21 protein-coding genes and 1 pseudogene are annotated in these 20,528 nt (G+C 65.3%); 7 read left to right on the top strand and 15 right to left on the bottom strand.

The window, feature by feature from the left end; all coding sequences use genetic code 11:
- Positions 1–25 precede the first annotated feature (25 nt).
- From ttcA to AAG813_RS09755, 3 genes are read right to left on the bottom strand one after another with little or no spacing between them, the layout of a single operon-like run.
- Positions 26–946, bottom strand: coding sequence for a tRNA 2-thiocytidine(32) synthetase TtcA (ttcA, locus tag AAG813_RS09765; protein ID WP_341914392.1), 921 nt, complete (start codon positions 944–946; stop codon positions 26–28).
- 51 nt (positions 947–997) lie between these two features.
- Complete coding sequence (locus AAG813_RS09760) at positions 998–1,369, bottom strand: dihydroneopterin aldolase (protein ID WP_293594465.1); 372 nt, start codon at positions 1,367–1,369, stop codon at positions 998–1,000.
- Between the two features lie 50 nt (positions 1,370–1,419).
- Positions 1,420–2,214, bottom strand: coding sequence for an SDR family oxidoreductase (locus AAG813_RS09755; protein ID WP_341914338.1), 795 nt, complete (start codon positions 2,212–2,214; stop codon positions 1,420–1,422).
- Positions 2,215–2,280: 66 nt separating this feature from the next.
- Here AAG813_RS09755 and AAG813_RS09750 point away from each other — a divergent pair, with 66 nt between their 5' ends.
- The 3 genes from AAG813_RS09750 (at position 2,281) to AAG813_RS09740 (ending at position 5,223) form a co-directional block, all read left to right on the top strand.
- Positions 2,281–3,402, top strand: coding sequence for an SAM-dependent methyltransferase (locus tag AAG813_RS09750; RefSeq protein ID WP_341914336.1), 1,122 nt, complete (start codon positions 2,281–2,283; stop codon positions 3,400–3,402).
- Between the two features lie 620 nt (positions 3,403–4,022).
- Positions 4,023–4,217, top strand: coding sequence for a DUF2905 domain-containing protein (locus AAG813_RS09745; RefSeq protein ID WP_293594342.1), 195 nt, complete (start codon positions 4,023–4,025; stop codon positions 4,215–4,217).
- A gap of 10 nt (positions 4,218–4,227) precedes the next feature.
- The gene (locus AAG813_RS09740) at positions 4,228–5,223 is read left to right on the top strand and encodes an ROK family protein (protein ID WP_341914333.1); all 996 of its coding nucleotides are present in this window, start codon (positions 4,228–4,230) and stop codon (positions 5,221–5,223) included.
- A gap of 13 nt (positions 5,224–5,236) precedes the next feature.
- Here AAG813_RS09740 and AAG813_RS09735 read toward each other — a convergent pair whose 3' ends face one another.
- From AAG813_RS09735 to AAG813_RS09700, 8 genes are all read right to left on the bottom strand, one after another.
- Positions 5,237–5,638 carry a hypothetical protein gene (locus tag AAG813_RS09735; RefSeq protein WP_341914331.1) on the bottom strand — a complete coding sequence of 134 codons (402 nt, stop codon included), beginning with the start codon at positions 5,636–5,638 and terminating at the stop codon, positions 5,237–5,239.
- A 74-nt stretch (positions 5,639–5,712) separates the two neighbouring features.
- The gene (gene otsA / locus AAG813_RS09730) at positions 5,713–7,098 is read right to left on the bottom strand and encodes an alpha,alpha-trehalose-phosphate synthase (UDP-forming) (protein ID WP_341914329.1); all 1,386 of its coding nucleotides are present in this window, start codon (positions 7,096–7,098) and stop codon (positions 5,713–5,715) included.
- Positions 7,099–7,225: 127 nt separating this feature from the next.
- A complete protein-coding gene (locus AAG813_RS09725; protein WP_341914326.1) occupies positions 7,226–9,064 on the bottom strand; it encodes a glycoside hydrolase family 15 protein in 1,839 nt (612 codons plus the stop codon).
- Positions 9,061–9,822: a trehalose-phosphatase gene (gene otsB, locus AAG813_RS09720; protein WP_341914324.1), complete on the bottom strand. Its 762-nt coding sequence runs from the start codon at positions 9,820–9,822 to the stop codon at positions 9,061–9,063. The genes AAG813_RS09725 and otsB overlap by 4 nt, the downstream gene beginning before the upstream one ends.
- 95 nt (positions 9,823–9,917) lie before the next feature.
- On the bottom strand, positions 9,918–11,213 hold the full coding sequence (locus tag AAG813_RS09715; protein WP_341914322.1) for a multifunctional CCA addition/repair protein: 1,296 nt from the start codon (positions 11,211–11,213) through the stop codon (positions 9,918–9,920).
- Positions 11,214–11,256: 43 nt separating this feature from the next.
- Positions 11,257–11,562, bottom strand: a complete 306-nt coding sequence (locus tag AAG813_RS09710; RefSeq protein ID WP_341914390.1) for an NIPSNAP family protein — start codon at positions 11,560–11,562, stop codon at positions 11,257–11,259.
- Between the two features lie 17 nt (positions 11,563–11,579).
- Positions 11,580–12,269 (bottom strand): glutathione S-transferase family protein, encoded by a 690-nt coding sequence (locus AAG813_RS09705; protein WP_341914320.1) that lies wholly within the window; start codon positions 12,267–12,269, stop codon positions 11,580–11,582.
- Positions 12,270–12,379: 110 nt separating this feature from the next.
- Positions 12,380–13,369: a complex I NDUFA9 subunit family protein gene (locus AAG813_RS09700; RefSeq protein WP_341914318.1), complete on the bottom strand. Its 990-nt coding sequence runs from the start codon at positions 13,367–13,369 to the stop codon at positions 12,380–12,382.
- Positions 13,370–13,506: 137 nt separating this feature from the next.
- Here AAG813_RS09700 and AAG813_RS09695 point away from each other — a divergent pair, with 137 nt between their 5' ends.
- Positions 13,507–13,950 carry a hemerythrin domain-containing protein gene (locus AAG813_RS09695; protein WP_341914317.1) on the top strand — a complete coding sequence of 148 codons (444 nt, stop codon included), beginning with the start codon at positions 13,507–13,509 and terminating at the stop codon, positions 13,948–13,950.
- Between the two features lie 9 nt (positions 13,951–13,959).
- On the opposite strand, the gene AAG813_RS09690 is transcribed toward AAG813_RS09695, so the two are convergent.
- Both AAG813_RS09690 and AAG813_RS09685 read right to left on the bottom strand, forming a co-directional pair.
- The gene (locus AAG813_RS09690) at positions 13,960–14,490 is read right to left on the bottom strand and encodes an MgtC/SapB family protein (RefSeq protein WP_341914315.1); all 531 of its coding nucleotides are present in this window, start codon (positions 14,488–14,490) and stop codon (positions 13,960–13,962) included.
- Between the two features lie 106 nt (positions 14,491–14,596).
- Entirely contained in the window at positions 14,597–16,507 is a 1,911-nt protein-coding gene (locus AAG813_RS09685; RefSeq protein ID WP_341914388.1) for a transglycosylase SLT domain-containing protein, read from the bottom strand.
- 132 nt (positions 16,508–16,639) lie between these two features.
- On the opposite strand from AAG813_RS09685, the gene AAG813_RS09680 reads away from it, so the two are divergent.
- A complete protein-coding gene (locus AAG813_RS09680; protein WP_341914313.1) occupies positions 16,640–17,278 on the top strand; it encodes a 5-formyltetrahydrofolate cyclo-ligase in 639 nt (212 codons plus the stop codon).
- A 527-nt stretch (positions 17,279–17,805) separates the two neighbouring features.
- Here the strand turns inward: AAG813_RS09680 and AAG813_RS09675 are convergent.
- Positions 17,806–18,792 (bottom strand): LysR substrate-binding domain-containing protein, encoded by a 987-nt coding sequence (locus AAG813_RS09675; RefSeq protein WP_341914311.1) that lies wholly within the window; start codon positions 18,790–18,792, stop codon positions 17,806–17,808.
- A gap of 123 nt (positions 18,793–18,915) precedes the next feature.
- Here AAG813_RS09675 and AAG813_RS09670 point away from each other — a divergent pair, with 123 nt between their 5' ends.
- Positions 18,916–19,515: a DUF2917 domain-containing protein gene (locus AAG813_RS09670; RefSeq protein WP_341914309.1), complete on the top strand. Its 600-nt coding sequence runs from the start codon at positions 18,916–18,918 to the stop codon at positions 19,513–19,515.
- Positions 19,516–19,532: 17 nt separating this feature from the next.
- On the opposite strand, the pseudogene AAG813_RS09665 reads toward AAG813_RS09670, so the two are convergent.
- Positions 19,533–19,724: pseudogene (locus AAG813_RS09665) on the bottom strand (TfoX/Sxy family protein); the annotation flags it as partial.
- A gap of 116 nt (positions 19,725–19,840) precedes the next feature.
- On the opposite strand from AAG813_RS09665, the gene AAG813_RS09660 reads away from it, so the two are divergent.
- Positions 19,841–20,437, top strand: a complete 597-nt coding sequence (locus tag AAG813_RS09660) for a TetR/AcrR family transcriptional regulator (RefSeq protein ID WP_341914307.1) — start codon at positions 19,841–19,843, stop codon at positions 20,435–20,437.
- Positions 20,438–20,528: the final 91 nt, after the last annotated feature.

The raw sequence follows: 20,528 nt of genomic DNA, 5'->3' as shown, positions 1-20,528 counted from the left end.
TCCAGGTCTGAATGACTTGTCAAACTTACAGGGTCACGACGCCCAGTCCGGGCCGCACGGGTTCAAAAAATTCTTCCATGTCAAAGGCCTTGTCGCCTTCCGGGTCCGGCATGCCGGTGCTGCGCAGGCCCTTGAAGTCGTGTTGCTTGCCGTCCATCAGGTGCGAGGGCACGACGTTCTGCAGCGAGGTGAACATGTTCTCCAGGCGTCCCGGAAACTTCTTGTCCCATTCGCGCAGCATGTTGCCGACCTGCACACGCTGCAGGTTCTGCTGGCTGCCGCACAACGTGCACGGAATGATCGGAAAGTCGCGCACCTGCGCCCATTTGATGAGGTCCTTCTCGGGCACATAAGCCATGGGCCGGATCACCACGTGTTTGCCGGTGTCGCTGACCAGCTTGGGCGGCATGCCCTTGAGGCGCGAGGCAAAAAACATGTTCAAAAAGAAGGTCTGCAGCATGTCGTCGCGGTGGTGGCCCAATGCGATCTTGGTGGCGCCCAGCTCCTCGGCCACGCGGTACAGGATGCCGCGGCGCAGGCGCGAGCACAGCGAACACATGGTCTTGCCTTCGGGAATCACGCGCTTGACGATGCTGTAGGTGTCCTGCGTCTCGATGTGGAAAGGCACGCCGAGTTTTTCGAGATACTGCGGCAGGATGTGGTCGGGAAAACCGGGCTGCTTCTGGTCGAGGTTGACGGCGATCAGCTCGAAGTTGATCGGCGCGCGCTTTTGCAGCTTGAGCAGGATGTCCAGCATCGCGTAGCTGTCCTTGCCGCCCGAGACGCAGACCATGACCTTGTCGCCTTCCTCGATCATGTTGAAGTCCACAATCGCGCGGCCGACCTCGCGGCACAGGCGTTTTTCGAGCTTGTGTTCCTCGCGTTCTATCTTCAGGCCGGCCTTGGCCTGCGCCGTCGCCTCTTCACCGGCTGCGTCATTCGTCATGTCATTCAATACGGCACTCATGGATTTACCTCAGGTTGTCGGTGTGGTGCTTCACCACTGGCCGGTCTCGACGCGAATGGCCACTTCGCAGTCGTCAAAAATTTCAAGTTTGGCAATTTTCACGCGGACGCCCAGCACGCCGGGCAGCAGCATCAGCCGGTGCGCGAGTTTGCCGATCAGGCTTTCCAGCAGGTTCACATGTTCGGCCGTGCATTCGTTGATGATGATCTGGCGCACCTTGCGGTAGTCCAGCACATGGTGGATGTCGTCGTCGCTGGGCAGCAGCGGCTGCGTGCCGAGGTTGAGCTCGGCGTCCACCTGGATCGGCTGCGGCGCGTTTTTTTCCTGCTCCAGGATGCCGAGGTTGGCGTCGAAGCGCAGGCCGGTCAGCGTCAGGATCTGGGTGCCACGGGTGTTGAACATGGTGAAGTCAGTCTGCATGGAGGGCAAGGGGGCGGTGTAGGAGGGCGCGCTCACATCAGTGAGAAATCACGCTCGAATTTCATCAGGTGCTGGCCGCCGTCCACCAGTAGCGTGGTGCCGGTGATGGAAGCGTTGTCCAGCGCGAACTTGACGGTGGCCACCACGTCGGCCGGGCTGGACGAGCGGCCCAGCGGCGAGAGCTTGTGCAGGGCCAGGAATTTCTCGTCGCTCAGCAGGTGGCTGGTCAGCGTCAGCCCGGGGGCCACGCCCACCACGCGCACCTGCGGCGCCAGGGCGATGGCCAGCATGGTGTTGGCGGCTTCCAGCGCGGCCTTGGACAGGGTGTAGCTGAAAAAGTCCGGATTCTGGTTCCAGAGCTTCTGGTCCAGCAGGTTCACGACCGCAAACCGGCCGGTTTGGCCAGCCACCGCATCAGTGGCCTGGCGCGCCAGCACGTGGGCATGCAGGGCCTGCGCCAGAAGGATCGCCGCGCCGGTGTTACTGCGCAAGTGTTTTTCCAGGGAGGCAAAACTGAAGCTGGCGGCGTTGTCGTGTTCGAAAGTGGAGGCGTTGTTGACCACCGCATCGATCTGGCCGAAATGCTGGATCACTTGTGGCAGCAGGCCGCGGACCGCGGTCTCGTCCTCCAGTTCGCAGCAAAAAGAGGCTGCAGCTCCCGCCAGCTCTGCGCAGTCTGCTGCTGTTTTGATAGCATCCTCTGCCGAACTCCGGTAATGCACGGCCACGCGCCAGCCGCTCGCTGCCAGCGCCAGCGCGATCTCGCGGCCCAGCCGCCTGGCGGCGCCGGTAACGAGAACAACAGGAGCGGGAGGCGCTGGTTTCATGGGGTGAGGGCTGAGGGTGCTGGGGGCAGGGCAATCGCCGACAATCCGGGGGTGAGCACCTCCCCCATGACGACACCCCCTAGTTTAACGAGCCCCCTGGCCACGCACATCCGCGGGGCCATCACCGCTGCCGGTGGCTGGATCGGTTTTGACCGTTTCATGGCCATGGCCCTGTACACCCCGGGTCTGGGCTACTACGCCCGGGATGCGCGCCAGTTTGGCCTCATGCCCGCCGGCGTGAAGGGCGGCGGCAGCGATTTCGTCACCGCGCCCGAGCTTTCCCCGCGTTTTGGACAGGCGCTGGCGCGGCAGGTGGCGCAGGCCCTGGAAGCCACGGGGACCACCGAGGTCTGGGAGTTCGGCGCGGGGTCCGGCGCGCTGGCGCAGCAGTTGCTACAGGCGCTGGGGCCGCAGGTCAGGCGCTACACGATTGTGGATCTCTCCGGCAGCCTGCAGGCGCGCCAGCGCGAGCGCCTAGCCGCCTGGGGCGACACCGTGCAGTGGGTCAGCGAACTGCCGGCGCAGATGTTGGGCGTGGTGGTCGGCAACGAGGTGCTCGATGCCATGCCGGTGCAACTGCTGGCCCGCGTGGGCGGTGCTTGGCAGGAGCGCGGCGTGGCCGTTCACGACGGTGATTTTGTTCCGGCCGATCAGCCGACCGCCCTGCGGCCGCCGCTCGACGTGGCGGGCAGCCACGACTACCTGACCGAGATCCATCCGCAGGCCGAGGCTTTTGTGCGCACCCTGGCCGACCGGCTGCAGGCCGGCGCAGTGTTTCTGCTCGACTATGGTTTCCCTGAACACGAGTATTACCACCCGCAGCGCAGCATGGGCACGGTCATGTGCCACCGCGGGCACCTGGCTGACGCCGACGCGCTGCAGGACGTGGGCGAAAAAGACATCACCGCGCATGTCAACTTCAGCGGCATTGCGCTGGCCGGCCAGGAAGCCGGTTTCCAGGTGCTGGGTTACACCAGCCAGGCGCGCTTTCTGCTCAATTGCGGTGTGCTCGACGGCATGGAAGACGCGCCGCTGGCCGAGCGCGTCATGGTGCAGAAACTGATCAATGAACATGAGATGGGGGAGTTGTTCAAGGTCATCGGTTTTGCCGTGGACTCGAAGGACTGTCCGTGGAATGGGTGGCAGGCGCTTGGGTTTGCGCAGGGGGACAGAAGCCATACCTTGTAGCGGGTTGTCGTTTCGAGCTGTTTGGGCTGAGCTTGTTGAAGTCTTCTTTGCTTCCGCTGCTGGATGCTTGCCAGCAAGCCGGGGGTTGCCCGGCGGCAACTTACTTTCTTTTTGCGTCGCCAAAAAGAAAGTAAGCAAAGAAAAAGGCGACCCGATGGTCTGGGTCCCCTGCGCTGCGCTCCGGGGCAACCTGCGCTGCTCGACTCCGGCGGGGGTCGGCAGAACTCGGCTAGCGCCTCGGACAACTGCCGCCCTGATCCCGCCTCCGTCTGCGCTGCTCGGCCCAGCCCGACGGGTGGTGAACAAATGCGGGAACGGATGCGGATGCGGGGAGTCATGACGCGCGCAGCGCGTCATGACGGAGTCAAGCGGCGGTGATGTTTGCACGCGGGTGCAGCACACGTTGCCAAATGAAGCTCCCCGCCATCGCCCAGCGGGGCGAGGGAGGGGCGGGGGGAGGGAGTGGGGAGTTGCGCCTACTGTCCCGCGCGAACCGGGAACGCAGCGTGATGCCGGTGCTCGCCAGGATGACGGGGGCAACCCCCGGCTTGCCGGCGAGCCACGGCAACTCGCAACAACCCGGCAACGCGGTGCACGGCGCTTGCCCCTAAACTAGCCCCATGATTCGCTGGATGCTGGTGATTTTCCTGGCGCTGATCTTCATCAGCTGGTTCACGCCCCTGCTGCACAAGTTGGGCTTTGGCAAACTGCCGGGCGACTTGCGGTTCAAACTGTTCGGGCGCGAATGGTTCATTCCGCTGACGACCACCATTGTCCTGAGCCTGGTGGCCAGCCTCATCAGCCAGATGATTTGAACCGCCTGCCATGAACAGCCCGTCACCGACCCCAGCCTTTCCCGGCCCCGACATTCGCCTGCCTGCCGGCGCGGCCCCGGTGGCGTGCGTGGACATAGGCGGCACCAAGGTGTCGGTTGCCATGGTTGATCAGCGCGGCATCCTTGGCCGGCGGGTGGAACCGACCGCCAAGGAGGGCGCCAGCGATGCGCTGGCGCGGCAGGTGCTGCGCATGATCGGGGAAAGCAGCGCTGAGGCGCAGATCCGCCGCGAGGACCTGGCGGCCATTGGCGTGGCGTCCTGCGGGCCTTTTGTGATGAACGATGGCCAGGTCGAACTCGCGGCGCCCAACATCTGCGGCGGACTGGCCGGGGCGGCGCGCGGGCTGCCCAACCACTGGACCACGGCCTTGCTCGAAGCGCCACTGCGCGAGGTGTTCGCCCAGGTGCGCGTTGAAAATGACGGCCTGGCCGCGCTCAAGGCTGAGCGCCGCTGGGGCGCGCTGCAGGGCATGGCCCATTGTGCTTACGTGACCTGGAGCACCGGCATCGGTGTTGGCCTGTGTGTGGACGGGCAGATGCTGCGCGGAAAAAACGGCAACGCCGGCCATGCCGGCCACATGTTCGTCAGCGACAACAACGAGGCACTGTGCGGCTGCGGCAACATCGGCGATGTCGAGGCGCTGGTCGCGGGCAATGCGATGCCGCGGCGTTTTGGTGCGCTCGGGTATGCCGATGCTGCTGCTATTTTGATAGCTGCTCGTGCAGGCGAGACGGGCGCTGTGGCCATTATGGATGACATCTGTCGGGTGATGGGCCGGGCCCTGTACAACCTCGTCGTGACGCTGGACCTGCAGCGCATCAGCATAGGCGGCAGCGTGTTCTGGCACCACCGCGACTACCTGCTGCCGCGCCTGCAGGCCCACATCAGCGGCAGGCTGCCGGCACTGACCGACGGGTTTGTGCTGGTGCCGGCCGGCCTGCAGGACCGGGTCGGCGACTACGCGGCACTGGCGCTGGTGGTCTGAAGCGGGACGGGTGTCAGGGGATCAGCGTCCAGGGCTCGCCGCATTTGCGGCACCTGACGAGTACCTGGCCGCTGCGGCGGTCTTCCTCGACGACATCGAGCCGGCCGTATTCGGCGCATTTCGGGCAATTGGCCTGGTCGGCCACCGTTTCGGCATGCAGCAGCAGGTACAGGTAGCGGCGCAGGGCCCACAGTCCCACCGCGCCGCTGATGATGAACAGGACCACGTCCACCAGCTTTTCGGCGAGGGTCCCGCCCTGGAACAGCTCCAGCGTGGCCATCAGGGCAATCGTGCACAGCAGGGCCAGCAACATGTGGGCATGGCTGGACATCAGCTCGCGTTCATACCATTTGCGAAAGCCTACCTGGCGGATGCCGTCAGCCAGGGAGCGGTTGAGGTAATTGCGTTTGACCATACCAGTTCAATTCGTGACTGAATGGTTGCACATTTCTGGCTTGTCTGCCACAAGCGCGCCAGAAGGCGATGGTTCTAGTCGGAGGTGGTACGGGACAGGGTTTGCAGAAAGGTCTTGCGCCACCAGTGCACGTCCTGGCTGCGGATGCGTTCGAGCAGCGCCTGGTGCCGCCGCTGGCGCTCGTGCAGCGGCATCTGCAGCGCCAGCTGGATGCTCTCGGCCGTGCCGTGGGTGTCGTAGGGGTTGACCAGCAGCGCTTCCTTGAGCTGTTCGGCCGCACCGGCAAAACGGGACAGCACCAGAACGCCGGGGTCGGCCGGATCCTGCGCCGCGATGAACTCCTTGGCGACCAGGTTCATGCCGTCGCGCAGCGGCGTGACCAGGGCCACGCTGGCCACACGGTACAGGCCGGGCAGGCGCTTGCGCGCCACGTTGCGGTGGATGTAACGCACCGGCATCCAGTCCAGCTCGCCGTAGTCGCCGTTGATGGCGCCGCACAGGCTTTCCAGCTCCTGGCGCAGGCCACTGTAGGTGTCGAGGGCCTCGCGGCTGGGCGAGACGATCTGGATCAGTGTCGCGCTGTTGAGGTTTTCCGGGTACATCTTCAGCAACTGCCTGAAGGCACGCAGGCGCTGCGGCAGGCCCTTGGAGTAGTCCAGCCGCTCCACGCCCAGCAGCAGGCGGCGCCGCGAGTATTCTTCTTTCATGCGCTCGTACATCTCGCGCGCTTCCTTGCCATGCGTCAGGGCCGCAAATTCATCGACGTCGATGCCGATCGGAAAGGCCTGTGCGTGCACCGTGCGCCCGAAGGCGCGGAACTGGTGCTTGTCCAGGGCCTCGGCGCCCGCCTCCTGGCCGACATAACGCGAGAAGTGGTCCACATCCGCCTGGCTCTGGAAGCCCAGCAGGTCATAGGCAAACAGCGAGCGGATCAGCCATTCATGCTGCGGCACGGCTGCGAGGATCAGCGGCGGCGGCAGCGGGATGTGAAGGAAAAAGCCAATGCGGTTCCTGCAACCCATCGCGCGCAGCTCGGCCGCCATGGGGATCAGGTGGTAGTCGTGCACCCAGATGATGTCGTCGGGCCGTAGCAGCGGCATCAGCTTGCGCGCCAGCATCTGGTTGACGCGGCGGTAACCGCCGATGAAGCCGGCATCGAAGTCGGCCAGGTCCAGCCGGTAATGAAACACCGGCCAGAGCACGCCGTTGCTGTAGCCCAGGTAATAACTGTCGTGGTCTTCGCGGCACAGGTCCACCGTGGTCAAGGTCACATTGCCGGCCTGCTGGGTGTGCATCTCGCCTTCACCGGGGGTGCCGCCTTCGACAATCGTCCCGCTCCAGCCGAACCACAGGCCACCGTTGGCGGACAGCGCATCGCCCAGGGCCACCGCCAGCCCGCCCGCCGCCGTGGCCTTGCGCGGGTCCGCGACGCGGTTGGAAACCACGACGAGCCTGCTCATACGGCACCACTCCCGCAGAGGTGTTGGGATGTAATCAGCAGGGGTCGCGGAACCGGCTTTGCCGGGCCGCACGCGCCGCCCCCTGGAAGGGTGGAAGGGGCTACACGCAGTGAGCCTCCGACGGGGGTCATACTTGACTATCCCACGGGGCGGAAAGACGCACCGCCGCGTTGATGAGGCCGACCATCGAGTAGGTCTGCGGGAAGTTGCCCCACATCTCGCCGGTCACCGGGTGGGTGTCCTCGGACAGCAGGCCGAGGTGGTTGCGCGCCGCCAGCATGGTCTCGAAGATCTCGCGCGCCTGTTCCTTGCGGCCGATGCGCGCCAGCGCGTCGATGCGCCAGAAGGTGCAGATGTTGAAGGCGGTTTCGGGCTTGCCGAAGTCATCGGAAGCTTCATAACGGCGCATGTAGGGGCCGTCGCACAGGTGTTTTTCCAGCGCGTCCACCGTCGCGACAAAGCGCGGGTCTTTCGGGTCGATGAAACCGACCTCGATCATCAAGAGCACGCTGGCGTCCAGGTCGCGCCCGCCGAAACTCTCGGCAAAGGCCTGGCGTTCCTCGCTCCAGGATTCGCGCAGGATGCGCTCGCGCATGATGTTGGCATGGCCGTGCCAGTAGGTGGCGCGGTCCGGTTGTTGGAGGGTGACGGCGATCTTGCCGAGACGGTCGCATGCCGCCCAGCACATCAGGGCCGAGGAGGTGTGCACCCGGGCGCGCGTGCGCAGCTCCCACATGCCGGCATCGGGCTGGTCGTAGTTGCGCACGGCCTGCTCGCCGACCGCTTCCAGCCGCGAAAATTCGGCCTCGCCGGCGCGGTGCAGCAGCCGGTGGTCGTGGAAGGCCTGGGCCGCGCCCAGCACCACGTTGCCGTAGACGTCGTGCTGGAAATGCTCCTGCGCCTGGTTGCCCACGCGCACCGGCCCCATGCCGCGGTAGCCGGCCAGGTGGCTGTACACCGCCTCGGGCAGTTCGCGCTCCAGGCCGATGCCGTACAGCGGCTGGATGTGGCCGCCGCCGGCCTGCACCACCACGTTGCTGAGCCAGCGCAGGTAGTCTTCCATGGTGCCGACTTCGGACAGGCTGTTGAGCGCGCGCACCACAAAAAACGCGTCACGCAGCCAGCAGTAGCGGTAGTCCCAGTTGCGGCCGCTGTTGGGCGCCTCGGGAATGCTGGTGGTCATGGCCGCCACAATCGCGCCGGTGTCTTCAAACAAGGAAAGCTTGAGTGTGATGGCCGCGCGGATCACGGCCTCCTGCCACTGCAGCGGAATATGCAGGCGCTGGCTCCACTTGCGCCAGTAGGAGAGGGTTTCTTCCTCGAACAGGCGCGCGGTGTCGGCAATGCCGTCGGCCAGCGACTCGTCGGCGCCCAGCAGGAAGTTGTGTTCACGCGTCAGCACAAAGGCTTGCCGGGACTGCAGGTGCGCCAGCGGCGCGTCGGTGTTCAGGCGCAGTATCAGCGCATCACCGACATACCGCAGGTGGTTGCTGCCCTGGGTCACCACCGGCTGGCTGCGGCCCCAGTCGTAACGCAGATCCAGCGAAACCCGGATGCGCGGCGCGCCCTGAAGCGGCCGCACCCGCCGCACCAGCGTCATGGGCTTGAAAAAACGTGAGCGCCGGTAAAAGCGCGGCGCGAAGTCGGTGATTTCCACCGCCTGGCCGCTGGTGTCGAAAAGCTGCGTGCGCAGCACGGCGGTGTTCGGTTCGTACCACTGCTTGCTGTGCGAGAAATTTTCAATCTCGATGGAAAACGCACTGCCCTGCGCGCTCGGGTCCAGCAGGGCGTTGAACACCGGGTCGCCGTCGAAACGCGGCAGGCAGCACCAGACGATGCGGCCCCGGGCATCGATCAGTGCGCTGAAGGCACAGTTGCCGATCACGCCCAGCGACAGCGAAGGCGGCGCGGGCGCAGCGAAGCTGGAGCCAGGAGTTGGGGCAGGGGTGGGGGTTGGGGTGGTCATGCGTGTCGCCGTTCAGGTCCGCTTTCGCGCGAGGGGGCCCGTGCCGACAGCAGCCATTGGGCCAGCTGCGCCACGCTGTCGCAACGGTGTTTCGCCAGCGTCGGGCCGGGGCCGACCTTGATCGCGTGGCCACCCATGCGCAGCACCTGTTCGAAGCCGTCCTCGTCGGTGACGTCGTCGCCGGCAAACACCGGAATGCGGCCGGCAAACGGGGCTTCGTCCATGAAGGCCGCGATGGCCGTGCCCTTGCTGACCCCGGCGGGCTTCAGGTCGACCACACATTTGCCGTGGATCAGCTGCAGTCCCGGGCTGCGCGCCACGGCTTCACGCATCACCTGCAGGCACAGGTCTTCCAGCTCGGGGGCGTGCCGGTAGTGCAGGCTCAGGGCCAGGTTTTTCTGTTCGAGCTGCAGGCCGGGATGCTGCTGCAGCAGCCCTTCGGCCGCTTGCAGCGCAGCACGCAGATCGATGGCCGGGGCGCTGATCAGCAGACCTGCGGCGTTGCGGCGCTGCCCGCCATGTTCGACCGCTGCCGGCAATTGCAGCGGCGCCAGAAAAGCGTCGAGGTCGCTCAGGCGGCGACCCGATACCAGCGCCAGCGCGCCGCCGAGTTGTCCATACAGCGCAGCCAGCGTGCTGGTCAGGGTGGGCGCAATCACCACGGCTTCGGGCCGGGCGGCCAGCTCAACCAGGGTTCCGTCAAAGTCCAGAAAAAGCGCCGTATCCTGCGCAATACGGGGAAGCGTGTCGTAAGGCATGTGCATCAGTTTTTACCTTAGCAGAATTTTCCTGCGGCACCTGTAGGCCGGTTTCCCTTTTGGCCCCGCCGCGCCGCAGGCTGGTCCCGCGGTCGTCAGGCGGGTGGGGCCGTATCGGCCTGTGCCGCCGAATTGTCGATCCACGCCTGGACGGCCTGCACGCGGGCGGCATGGATCATGTCGCCGATCCTGGGGCCGCTCAGGCCGGCTGCCTGCGCTGCTTCCGCAATCGAAGCCGTCACCACCGATTGCGCCGCCTGCAAGGCCTGCGCCAGCCGCTGGCGCTGCGGATAGGCCGCGTCCTGAAAGCCCAGGCGGCCGCGCGCGTCGCATTCACAGGCCAGCAGGATCTCGTCGAAACGTTGCGGCTTGCGAAATGCGTCGCATCGCTCCAGCAGCCGGACCAGGGCGGCCGCACCGAATCCGGCGCTGCGGTGGATGTTGCCGTGTTCGCGCGCCACCACCTCGGCCAGTTCCCGGCAGTCGGTGGGCACGCGCAGCCGCGCACACACATCTTTGAGCAGACGCACGCTGCGCTCCTCGTGGCCGATGTGTCGGGGCAGCAGCTCGACCGCTGTGCTGCCTTTGCCGAGGTCGTGGCCCAGACAGGCGAAGCGCACCGGCAGGCTGGCCTGCAGTTGCGCCGACATGTCCAGCACCATCATCAGGTGCACCCCGGTGTCCACTTCGGGGTGGTACTCGGGGCGTTGCGGCACACCCCAGAGTTTTTCGACCTCGGGCAGCAGGTGCTGCAGGGCGCCGCAGTCGCGCAACACGTCAAACATGCGCGACGGCGTGTCCTCCATCAGGCCGCGCGCCAGCTCCTGCCAGACGCGTTCGGCCACCAGGGCATCAACCTCGCCGTGCGTCACCATCTCGCGCATCAGCGTCATGGTTTCAGGCGCCACCGTGAAATCGGCGAAACGCGCGGCAAAACGCGCCAGCCGCAGGATGCGGACCGGGTCCTCGCGGAAGGCGTCGGTCACGTGGCGCAGGACCTTGTCCCGGATGTCCCCCTGCCCGCCGTAAGGATCGATGAGGGCATCCAAATCAGCTTCAAATCCGGCGCCAGCCCTTTGCGGCAGGGCGGGAGCTGCTATGGAATTGATAGTCAGGTCGCGGCGCGCGAGGTCTTCCTCCAGCGTCACGTCGGGCGCGGCGTGGATGGCAAAGCCGCGGTAGCCGCGCGCCGTGTTGCGTTCGGTGCGGGCCAGCGCATACTCCTCGCGCGTCTGCGGATGCAGGAACACCGGGAAATCCTTGCCGACCGGCAGGTAGCCCAGGGCCGTCAGTTCGTCGGGCGTGGCACCAACCACCACCCAGTCATGGTCCTGCACCGGCAGGCCCAGCAAGGCATCGCGCACCGCACCACCGACCATGAAAATTTCCATGGGGGCAGTTTAGCGGCTGGGGTGGCGCAGGCCTGGGGCTGGGTCAGGAAAAGACCGGGCGGAAAAAACTGCGCTCGTAGCTCAGGATGCAGCGCGTTTCTTCGGCATACCTGAAGGCGGCCTGGCAGTCAGGGTCGTCAAAAGACCGCTGCCGGTAACTTTCATAGGCAGCCAGGCTGTCGAAGGTGAACATGGCCAGCGCGATGTTGCTGGCACCTTCGCTGGGCATGAAGTAGCCGTGGTGTTTTCCGCCAAACTTTTCCACCAGCGGAATCCACAGCTTGCCGTAATGCTCGAATTCCTTGAGTTTGGTGGTGTCGAGCACGTAACGCAGGTAAATCGTGACCAGGGTGCTTCTGGCCATGATCAGCGCGACATCCGGTAGGGTTCGTCGACAACGACAAAGTCTTTCTCGGCCAGGGCATCCGCGATCCATGCCTTGACGCCGGGCAAGGCGCAGACACGGCCGATGTAGTCCGTGATGACGCCCGGAACCGGCAGGGCATAGGTCTTCAGGCGCATGCACACCGGCGCGAAGTAGGCGTCAGCGATCGAGAACTCGCCAAAAAGCAGGGGGCCCCTGTGTTGCTCCAGCAGTTCGGTCCACATGGTCACGATGCGCTGAACGTCCTTTCGCACGGCCGGCTGGTCGCGCCAGATGATGGCCCCGGTTTGGGCGAGGGGCGCTTCAATGTTCATCGGGCAGGCGCTGCGCAACGCGCCAAAGCCCGAGTGCATTTCTGCGCAGACGCTGCGCGCGCGTGCCCTGGCTTTGACATCCTGCGGCCAAAGCCGCATGTCGGGAAACTTCTCGGCGACGTACTCTGCAATCGCCAGCGTGTCCCAGACCGCAAAACCATCGTCCACCAGCACCGGCACCCGGCCCGACGGGTTGACCGCAAGAATGCTCTGCTTGAAAGCCGAATCGTCCGCGAAGGTGTCCGTGCCAAACCGCACCATGGTTTCCTCGAACGCAATGCCGGTCTGCTTCAGCAAGACCCAGGGCCGCATGGACCAGGAGGAATAGTTTTTGTTGGCGATGTAGAGCTTGAGCATGTTGTTTCCCTTGTGAACAAGCGGCCATGCTAACGCGCGGCAGGCCGGGCATTGATGCAATAAAAACCTGAAATTGATGCGCGACCGCCGCCGCCGCGGCGGAACTGCCTCTAGAAGCGTCCCGCGGTCTTGCGCTTGAGCGTCAGGTGGCTGCGCAGGCCCCAGCCGCCGCTGAGCGGGCCAAGGTAAGTCGGCGCCACCGCTTCCACGGCCGCCGGCGTGATGCCCAGGGCTTCCAGCCCCGGCAGGTTGCCGCTGGCAATGTTGGGCAGGCGCATGGAGTCCAGGTTGTCGCGGCTCATCAGGGGCTCGCCGGGCGCCAGCTCCATCAGGCGCGCCTGCAGGCGGCCGAGTGCCGCCGGCAGCGGGATCACCGGGCGGCCGCGGCCCTCGTTGACGCCGCTCAACCGGCCGGCCAGCTCGACGAGTTGCCTGAGCGTGAAAACGCCCGGACCGCAGGCCTCGAAAGTCTGATCGACGGTGGCATGGGTGTGGGCATCCTGCAGGCAGAACACGATGGCACTGGCCACATCCTCGACCCATACCGGCTGGAACAGCGCGTGGCTGGCTGCCAGCGGAATGACCGGAAAGATTTTCTGCAGCCGCGCGAAGGTGTTGAGGAATTTGTCGTCGGCGCCGAACATCACGCTGGGCCGCAACACCGTCAGCTCGAGGGCCGCCGCGTGCAGCGCTACCTCGCCGCGGCCCTTGCTGCGCAGGTACATGGACGGCGCCACGTCCGGGTTGCGCATGTCGGCACCCAGCGCACTGACGTGGACCAGGCGCTGCACACCGGTGGCGGCGCAGGCGCGCGCCAGCTTTTCGGGCAACTGCACATGGGTCCGATGAAAAGCCTCCTGCGTGCCGTGCAGGATGGCAATCAGGTTGACCACCGCGTCGTGCCCCGCCACCAGCTGCGTCAGTGCCGCCTCGTCATGCACATTGGCCTGCACCACGTCGAGTGCGGGCAGCATCTGGATGTCCCTGGCGTTCGCTTCGTGCCGGGTCGGCACGGTGACCCGCCACTGCAGCTGTGTGAGTTTCTCGCAGACATGGCGGCCGACAAAACCGGTGCCGCCCAGAATCAGTATTTTCTTCATAAGCATGATTAGACGCTTTCACACGGGCGGGCGCAAAAAGTCCGTGCAAAAAGAAGCTTGGGTGTAGGTCCCGGCCTGAAGCTGGCCCGGCCTCCTGGCCTACACCGTTTTTTGCAGGGCCTCAGGATAATCGATGAATGAATATTTTTGAAGCCCTGCGCACCAGCCACGACACCCAGCGCGAGCTGGCGGACAACCTGATCAAGACCTCGGGCGACAGCAGTGAACGTGAACTGCTGTTCAGGGAACTGACCATCGAACTGGCGGCCCACGCGGCGGCGGAAGAACGATTTTTCTACGTGCCGCTGATCGCCCACGACATGACGCAGGAGCCCTCGCGCCACGGCATTGCCGAACACCATGAGATGGACGAACTGGTCGAGAAACTGCAGACGACGGACTTCAGTTCGCCGGCTTGGCTGGCCATCGCCAAGGAGCTGCACCACAAGGTCTTCCATCACCTGAAGGACGAAGAGCAGGGCATTTTCCAGCTCGCCGGCAAGGTGCTCAGCGAGGCCGAGAAGCTCTCGCTGGCCAAGGACTACGAAGGCGAATTTGTCTCGCAGCGCCTGAAAGCCTGAACCGGCGACTCAACGCTTTCTGGGGGAGGGCGGTTCATCCGCTGCCAGCAGGGGCGCAGGCTTCTCGCCGGACCTGACCAGCCAGGGCACCACCGCCAGCACGGTCAGGGCCAGCACGGTGCCGAGCACGGCGGTGGATTCACGTCCCATGCCGGCGGCCACGCCGACCGCCGCCGTCAGCCAGAGCCCCGCCGCCGTGGTGAGCCCCTTCACGTCATCGAGCCGGTCCCCTTTGAGAATGGTGCCCGCGCAGAGAAAACCCACGCCGGCGGTGATGCCCTGGATGACCCGGCTCAGGTCGTCGGCCGCCATGCCGGCCTGTTGTGACACCAGCACAAACAGGGCGGCGCCCATCGCCACCAGCATGTGGGTGCGCACGCCGGCGGCCTTGCCCTGGTGTTCGCGTTCCCAGCCGAGCAGGCCGCCCAGCAGGGCCGCCACCAGCAGGCGCAGCACGGCGCGTGTCACCTGGGTCGGATCGGTCAGGTCCGAGAATTCGGTAACGATGGTGTTGCCGACTTGTTGCCACCACGGGTTCATCTGTGCGCTCCTGATTGGGGATGAGCTGCCAATGTAGCCCGGCCGGGCCGACCAGGACATAGGCCAAAACCTACAAACAGCGCAGCATGCGCCCGGGTCGGGTGCTTCAGGGCATCTTCTCGTCGGATGGTGGCGCCGACGCGTCGCGCGGCCCCACGGTACCGAGGCGCGCCTTGAGCGATTGCGGCTGCCCGCTCAGCAGCGCCGCATAGTTGGTGGTGTTGGACAGCACTTTTTTCACGTAGTCGCGGGTTTCACCAAAGGGCACGTTTTCGGCCCAGATCGCCGCTTCCATCACCGGTCCGTTGCGCCAGCTGCGCGGCCGGCCGGGGCCGGCGTTGTAGGCCGCGGCGGCCAGCGCCATGGAGCCACCAAAGTCGTCGAGCGCACGCTTGAGGTAAGCCGTGCCGATCACGATGTTGGTGTCGCGGTCGTTGATCTGGCCCGCGGTGAACCCCGTCAGGCCGATATAACGAGCCGTCTCGCGCGCGGTGGCGGGCATCACCTGCATCAGGCCCGACGCGCCGACGCCGGAGCGCGCATCCATGATGAAGCGCGACTCCTGGCGGATCAGGCCATAGACATAGGCCGGGTCCAGATTGATCTCGCGGCTGCGCTGGGTCACCGCGTCGCGGTAGGGCGTGGGAAAGCGCTGCTCGAAGTCCATCACGGTCTGGGTGCGTTCGCTGGTGTTGATGCAGCGGTCCCAGATGGCGCGGTCGCAGGCGAATTGGGCGGCGGCCAGCAGTTCGCGTTCGCCCATGCCGCCGCGCTGGTGCAGGTTGGTGCTGTAGTTCCATTCGCGCACACCCTCGCTACGCAGGCCGAGCGCGATCGCGTACGCGGCGCGGTTCAGTCCGGGATTCAGGCGGGCCGCTTCCTTTTCCTCTGGTGTGAGGGGGGTGGGCCGCGGCGGAACGCTGATTTTCTGGCCCAGCTCTTCAAGCGCCAGCTGTTCGTAAAACCCGCGTACCGAGGCGATCGATTGCAGTAGTGCCAGGGCTTCCGCGCGCTGTGGCGGCATCGGCGCGCTGGCGACGGCGGCCGGCGCGTTGCTGAGCAGGGCGCGCGCTTTCCAGTAGACCCAGGTCGGGTCCTTGCGTGCGTCCTCGCTCATGGCGTTGATGGCACCCAGCACCAGCGGCCAGCGCGGTGTGCTGCCGGCGCGCAGGGCGGCGCGTGCCTTCCAGCCCAGCATGTCGTCGCTCAGGTCGCTGTCCTTGCTGACCTTGGCGAAGTAGCCAAGCGCGTCGCTGCTGAGCCGCGTCGCCGCCTGCTTGCCGATGGCGCCCCAGACCCAGTTGCGTTCTTCGCCGCTAAGCTGCATGCCCCATTTGTCCTCGACGAAGCGGGCGGCGCCGTCGGCATCGGTGCTGGCCAGCTTGACCAGCGCCAGCACAATGATTTCCCGGCGCACATCCCTGATCGCAACCATTTTGCTGCTCAGAAACCTCACCGGATTGGCGTTCAGTTCTGCCACCAGCCCCAATGCTTCCGGCGCGATGATCTCGACCGCATCGCGGGCGGCACGCGGCCGGTTCGCCTCCATCGCCAGCCTGGCCTTGACCCACACGTCATGCGTGGTCAGGCTCTTGTTGCCGACCAGCCGGTAGGCCGCCGACGTGCAGCCGTCGCTGGCCTCGCGCTGGGCGTACCAGTTCTTGCGGACTTCGTCGGCGTCGCGCGGGGCCGCGGCCGGGTTGGTCAGGCCGTCGACCAGCAGCGCGTAACAACGCACGTCCTTGTCATCGCCCATGCGGTATTTCGGGTATTCGGCAGCAAAGGCGCCCCAGTCGCGGCGCTGGCCCAGCAGCAGCAGCCAGTCGTTGCGCAGCCGGTCTTCCTGGTAGCTGCCGGCGTAACGCGCCAGAAAATCCTGCACCTCCCGCGTGCTGGCTTCGTCCAGCCGTGCGCGCAGTTCCCAGTAGGCGGCCCAGGGCTCCAGCGCATGGCCCTGGACCTGTGGCAGCAGTTGCGCCAGCCTGGCTTTGTCGCCGCGTTTGAAGGCCTTGTTCATCTCCAGCAGCACGTCGTCGGCGCGGGCGGAGCTGTTATTGTTGGTTTGTGCCCAGGCCGGCGCGAGCAGCAGACAGGACGACAGGCCGGAAATCAGGGCCTTCAGAATAAATTTGGATAGCATCGGGTCATTATGGACAAATTAACTGCGCGAAGAGACTTGATCGAAGAACGCCTGAACCTGCCCGACCGGATGCAGCGCGCCGAACTGTTGCAACGGGTCATGCGGATATGGCTGGTGGGCCGCGAAGACGCCGTGATTGGGGCCTATTGGCCGATCAAGGGGGAGTTTGATCCGCTACCCGCGCTGTACCGCTGGCAGGAAGATGCCATTTTAAGCCAGGAGTCCGAAGGAAATCAAGGCCTGGCCCTTGAGGGACGGGCGGAGGCAGCTACTGAAAACATAGCAAACCGGTCGCCACGCAAGATCGGCCTGCCGGTGGTGAACAAGGTCCACAAAACCCTGACTTTCCATGCCTGGTACCCCGGCTGCCCGATGGAGGAAGACGCCTACGGCATTCCCAAACCCAAGGACACCGAGATCATCGTGCCGACGCTGCTGTTCGTGCCGTGCGTCGGTTACGGACCGGGTGGCTTTCGCCTCGGTTACGGCGGTGGTTTCTACGACCGCACATTGGCAACGCTGCAGCCCAAACCCTTCACCGTCGGGCTGGGCTACAGCCACGGCTGGTTGCCCGACCTGGAGCCCGAGCCGCATGACGTGGCGCTGGATGCAATCCTCAATGACAAAGGGGTGGTTTGGCCGGTGTGAGTTTGTTTTTTATTTGCTTTACGCTGCGCCTGCGATTCTTTTTGGACAGTAGGACGGACTCCCCACTCCCACCCCTAGCCCCTCCCTCGCCCCGCTGGGCGATGGAGGGGGACTCCATTTGGCAACGTGTGCTGCAAGCGCGTGCAAACATGACGGCCACGTTCTCCGACATGACGCGCGTAGCGCGTCATGTCTCCATGTATCCGAACCCGCATTCGTTCCCAACCCGTCGGGCTGGGCCGAGGAGCGCAGGTAAAAGCGGATCAGGGCTCGCGATTGTTTGAGCCGAAGGCGAGTTCGAGCGAGACCCCGCTTTTACCGAGTACCGCAGGTTGCCCGTAGCGAAGCGAAGGGACCCAGACCATCGGGTCGCCTTTCTTTTGCTTCCTTTTCTTTGGCGACGCAAAGAAAAGGAAGTCGCCCGCCGGGGCGAGACCCGGCTTGCTGGCACACCTCAAACGTTGAAAACAACCGGGTCTGCTCCCGCCAGAGGTCCTCTTGGGCAGACCGCAGCGTGGCGCCGGAGATCAATCGATGTTGTCCACCGTATCCGGGTCCGGCACGTCGCCAATCGCCTGGCGCGTCAGCGCACTCTGGGCCATCAGCCAGTCGCAGAAAGCCTTGACCTCGGGGCGCACGGCGCTGCGCGTGCTTACGACCAGCCAGTAGGCCATTGGCGACTCCAGCCGCAAATGCGGCAGCGGCTCGATCAGGTCGCCCGAGGCGAGGCTTTCGGCGATCAGCGGCAGGCGCGCCAGCACGATGCCCTGGCCGGTCAGGGCGGCCTGCACCATCTGGTAGGCATAGTTGAAGTAGAGCCAGCGCTTGCCTTCGAGCTTGGGCGTGCCGTTGACTTCCAGCCAGCGCCGCCAGGTCAGCCACTCCATGTGGGTGGAATGCGAATCGCCGGCCTCGATCAATGCGAAATGCGCCAGGTCGGCCGGTTTTTTCAGCGGGGGGCTGCTTTTGAGCAGCCAGGGGCTGATCACCGGCGTCAGTTGCTCACCAAACAGGCGGATCGCGCCGGAACCCGCCATGCGGCTGGCGGGGCCATAACGCAAGGCGATGTCCAGGTCCGAGGTATCCAGGTCAATGGCGACGTCGGACGCATCAATGCGGATGTCCATGTCGGGGTTGTCGTGCTGGAAGGCTTCGAGCCGCGGGATCAGCCACATTGAGGCGAACGACGCGAAGGTGGTGAGGGACACACTTTTGCGGCCCGCGCTCTGGCGGATCTGCCGCACTGCGCCGTCGATGCGTTCGAGCGAAGGCGAGACGGCGCGCAGCAGCACGCCGCCGGCGCCCGTCAGCTCCACCGAGCGCGTGTGGCGGTGAAACAGGCTCAGGCCGACTTCCTCTTCCAGCGCCTGGATCTGCCGGCTCACGGCCGACTGGGTCAGAGCCAGCTCCTCGGAAGCGGCGCGAAAGTTCAGGTGCCGGGCGACGGCCTCGAAGGCGCGCAGCTGGCCGGCGGAGATCGGGCGGGTGCGCAAATGGGTTTGTGAATACTGCACGGGGAGATCCTGTGATTGATGCGATTCTGGAATGAATAGCGTAGCGCGATTTCATTGGACTGCCAAGGCCCGGGGCGCGATCATTCACTCCCATCAACGACTTTTGTCCTTCAGGAGAGCAGCATGAACCACCTTCACCACCAGGATCTGAAACCCCTCGCCGGCACAGACGCGGTGTCGGGCTGCTGGAAGCTGGGCGACGGCCGGGCCTTGACGCTGCGGCCCACGCGCCCCGGTGTGTTGCGCATTGCGCATGGCCGGGTATGGATCACCTTCGACCAGGCGCAGCGCGACGACGGTGTCCGCGGCGGCGACCATTTCCTGGGCGCGGGCGACAGTCTCCAGCTGCTGCCCGGCCAGGCGCTGGTGATGGAGTCGTGGAACGCTGCGCAGAACACGGCCGCCTACTTCAGCTGGGATCCGCTGCCGGCCACGGCGGGTCTGGCCATCGCCGAGCGGCGCGCCAGGGTGCTTGCCCGCAGCCCGCAGTGGCGCGCCGGTGTGCTTCAGCCGCTGCGTGATTTGCGGCTGGCTGCCGGCCTGGCCGCCACCGCGTCGGGCCGCCTGCTGGCCGGGCTGGCGGGCGCCTTGACGGCCACCGTGCTGGCGGTGGCGCCGCGTTTTGCTATCGATTTAGTAGCTGGTCGCGCCCGCACCGCCTTGGCGGCACGTGCTTTCAAGGCACATTCCAGCGAGAGCCGGGCCCACTGCGCCATCAGCTGAGGCGATTCCATCGCGTCTGCGGGCGCGCTGTAGTAGTTCAGCTTCATGGCCTTGCCTTTGGCCTGGTAGACAAAAGGCGCACAGCCCGCGGCCTCGAAAAGACCGCGGGTGTCGTCGTCCGCCTTGAGCCAGAGGGTGTCTCCCCCGCCGAGGTCGGCCAGCAGCGCGATGTTGAGGCCGCCGGTGCTGATGCCAAAGCCGCCAAACATGCGGCGTGCCGTGCACGGGCCGGCGCTGGCGAGCAGCTCGCAGCAGTAGTGGGCAAAGGACAGGTCGGCAGGCATGGCGCTACTTTAGCGCGGCGCGCGTGCTTCACAATAGGCGCATGGCCCGCCCCAAATCCGCCACCCACGAGCTCCAGCGCGAAGCCATCCTCGACGTGGCCGCCCAGTGTTTTGCACAACGCAGCTACATGGCCGCCAGCATGAACGACATCGCCGCGGCCTGCGGCACCTCCAAGGCCAGGCTGTACCACTACTACGGCAGCAAGGAAGCCATCCTGTTCGACCTGCTGGACCGCTACACCCAGCACCTGCTGGCCATCATCGGCCAGACCGAGGCCAGCGCCCAGCGCAAGAACCTGGACGACCGTGCCGCCCTGCACGAACTGATCCGCAACTTCCTGGACCAGTACGAGACCTCGGCCACCCGCCACAGCGCCCTGCTGGGCGACACCAAGTTCCTCGGGGACGTGCAGCGCGAGCTGATCCTGGACCGGCAGCGCGACGTGGTCTCGGCCATGACGCGTTTTCTCAAGCGCGCTTACCCGCAGCGCATCACACCCGACAACCAGACGGCGGTCACCATGATGCTGTTCGGCATGATCAACTGGACTTTCACCTGGATGCGTCCCGACGGGCCCATGAGTTACCGCGACTATGCGCAGGAGGTGGTCGCCATGCTCGAGCGCGGTTTGTCCTGAATGCAGCGCAGAAGGGGAGGGCTTTTGGGGTTTTACTATTCGTAATAGATTACGTATAGTAAAATCACTGCGATTCAGGCCGTGCTCTCGG

The organism is Polaromonas sp. YR568, assembly GCF_943371715.1.
Taxonomy (GTDB): Bacteria; Pseudomonadota; Gammaproteobacteria; order Burkholderiales; family Burkholderiaceae_C; genus Polaromonas.
The sequence above is the reverse complement of the archived record's forward strand: the minus strand, read 5'-3'. Positions and strand labels throughout refer to the sequence as shown.

Excerpts from the sequence above, each read along its gene's own strand:
- AAG813_RS09680 (WP_341914313.1), top strand. The coding sequence starts at position 16,640 with ATGGACAAATTAACTGCGCGAAGAGACTTGATCGAAGAACGCCTGAAC.
- AAG813_RS09705 (WP_341914320.1), bottom strand. The coding sequence starts at position 12,269 with ATGCTCAAGCTCTACATCGCCAACAAAAACTATTCCTCCTGGTCCATG.
- AAG813_RS09695 (WP_341914317.1), top strand. The coding sequence starts at position 13,507 with ATGAATATTTTTGAAGCCCTGCGCACCAGCCACGACACCCAGCGCGAG.
- AAG813_RS09715 (WP_341914322.1), bottom strand. The coding sequence starts at position 11,213 with ATGGAAATTTTCATGGTCGGTGGTGCGGTGCGCGATGCCTTGCTGGGC.
- AAG813_RS09745 (WP_293594342.1), top strand. The coding sequence starts at position 4,023 with ATGATTCGCTGGATGCTGGTGATTTTCCTGGCGCTGATCTTCATCAGC.
- AAG813_RS09735 (WP_341914331.1), bottom strand. The coding sequence starts at position 5,638 with ATGGTCAAACGCAATTACCTCAACCGCTCCCTGGCTGACGGCATCCGC.
- AAG813_RS09755 (WP_341914338.1), bottom strand. The coding sequence starts at position 2,214 with ATGAAACCAGCGCCTCCCGCTCCTGTTGTTCTCGTTACCGGCGCCGCC.
- otsB (WP_341914324.1), bottom strand. The coding sequence starts at position 9,822 with ATGCCTTACGACACGCTTCCCCGTATTGCGCAGGATACGGCGCTTTTT.
- otsA (WP_341914329.1), bottom strand. The coding sequence starts at position 7,098 with ATGAGCAGGCTCGTCGTGGTTTCCAACCGCGTCGCGGACCCGCGCAAG.
- AAG813_RS09750 (WP_341914336.1), top strand. The coding sequence starts at position 2,281 with ATGACGACACCCCCTAGTTTAACGAGCCCCCTGGCCACGCACATCCGC.
- AAG813_RS09660 (WP_341914307.1), top strand. The coding sequence starts at position 19,841 with ATGGCCCGCCCCAAATCCGCCACCCACGAGCTCCAGCGCGAAGCCATC.
- AAG813_RS09700 (WP_341914318.1), bottom strand. The coding sequence starts at position 13,369 with ATGAAGAAAATACTGATTCTGGGCGGCACCGGTTTTGTCGGCCGCCAT.
- AAG813_RS09685 (WP_341914388.1), bottom strand. The coding sequence starts at position 16,507 with ATGAACAAGGCCTTCAAACGCGGCGACAAAGCCAGGCTGGCGCAACTG.
- AAG813_RS09670 (WP_341914309.1), top strand. The coding sequence starts at position 18,916 with ATGAACCACCTTCACCACCAGGATCTGAAACCCCTCGCCGGCACAGAC.
- AAG813_RS09690 (WP_341914315.1), bottom strand. The coding sequence starts at position 14,490 with ATGAACCCGTGGTGGCAACAAGTCGGCAACACCATCGTTACCGAATTC.
- AAG813_RS09740 (WP_341914333.1), top strand. The coding sequence starts at position 4,228 with ATGAACAGCCCGTCACCGACCCCAGCCTTTCCCGGCCCCGACATTCGC.
- AAG813_RS09760 (WP_293594465.1), bottom strand. The coding sequence starts at position 1,369 with ATGTTCAACACCCGTGGCACCCAGATCCTGACGCTGACCGGCCTGCGC.
- AAG813_RS09725 (WP_341914326.1), bottom strand. The coding sequence starts at position 9,064 with ATGACCACCCCAACCCCCACCCCTGCCCCAACTCCTGGCTCCAGCTTC.
- ttcA (WP_341914392.1), bottom strand. The coding sequence starts at position 946 with ATGACGAATGACGCAGCCGGTGAAGAGGCGACGGCGCAGGCCAAGGCC.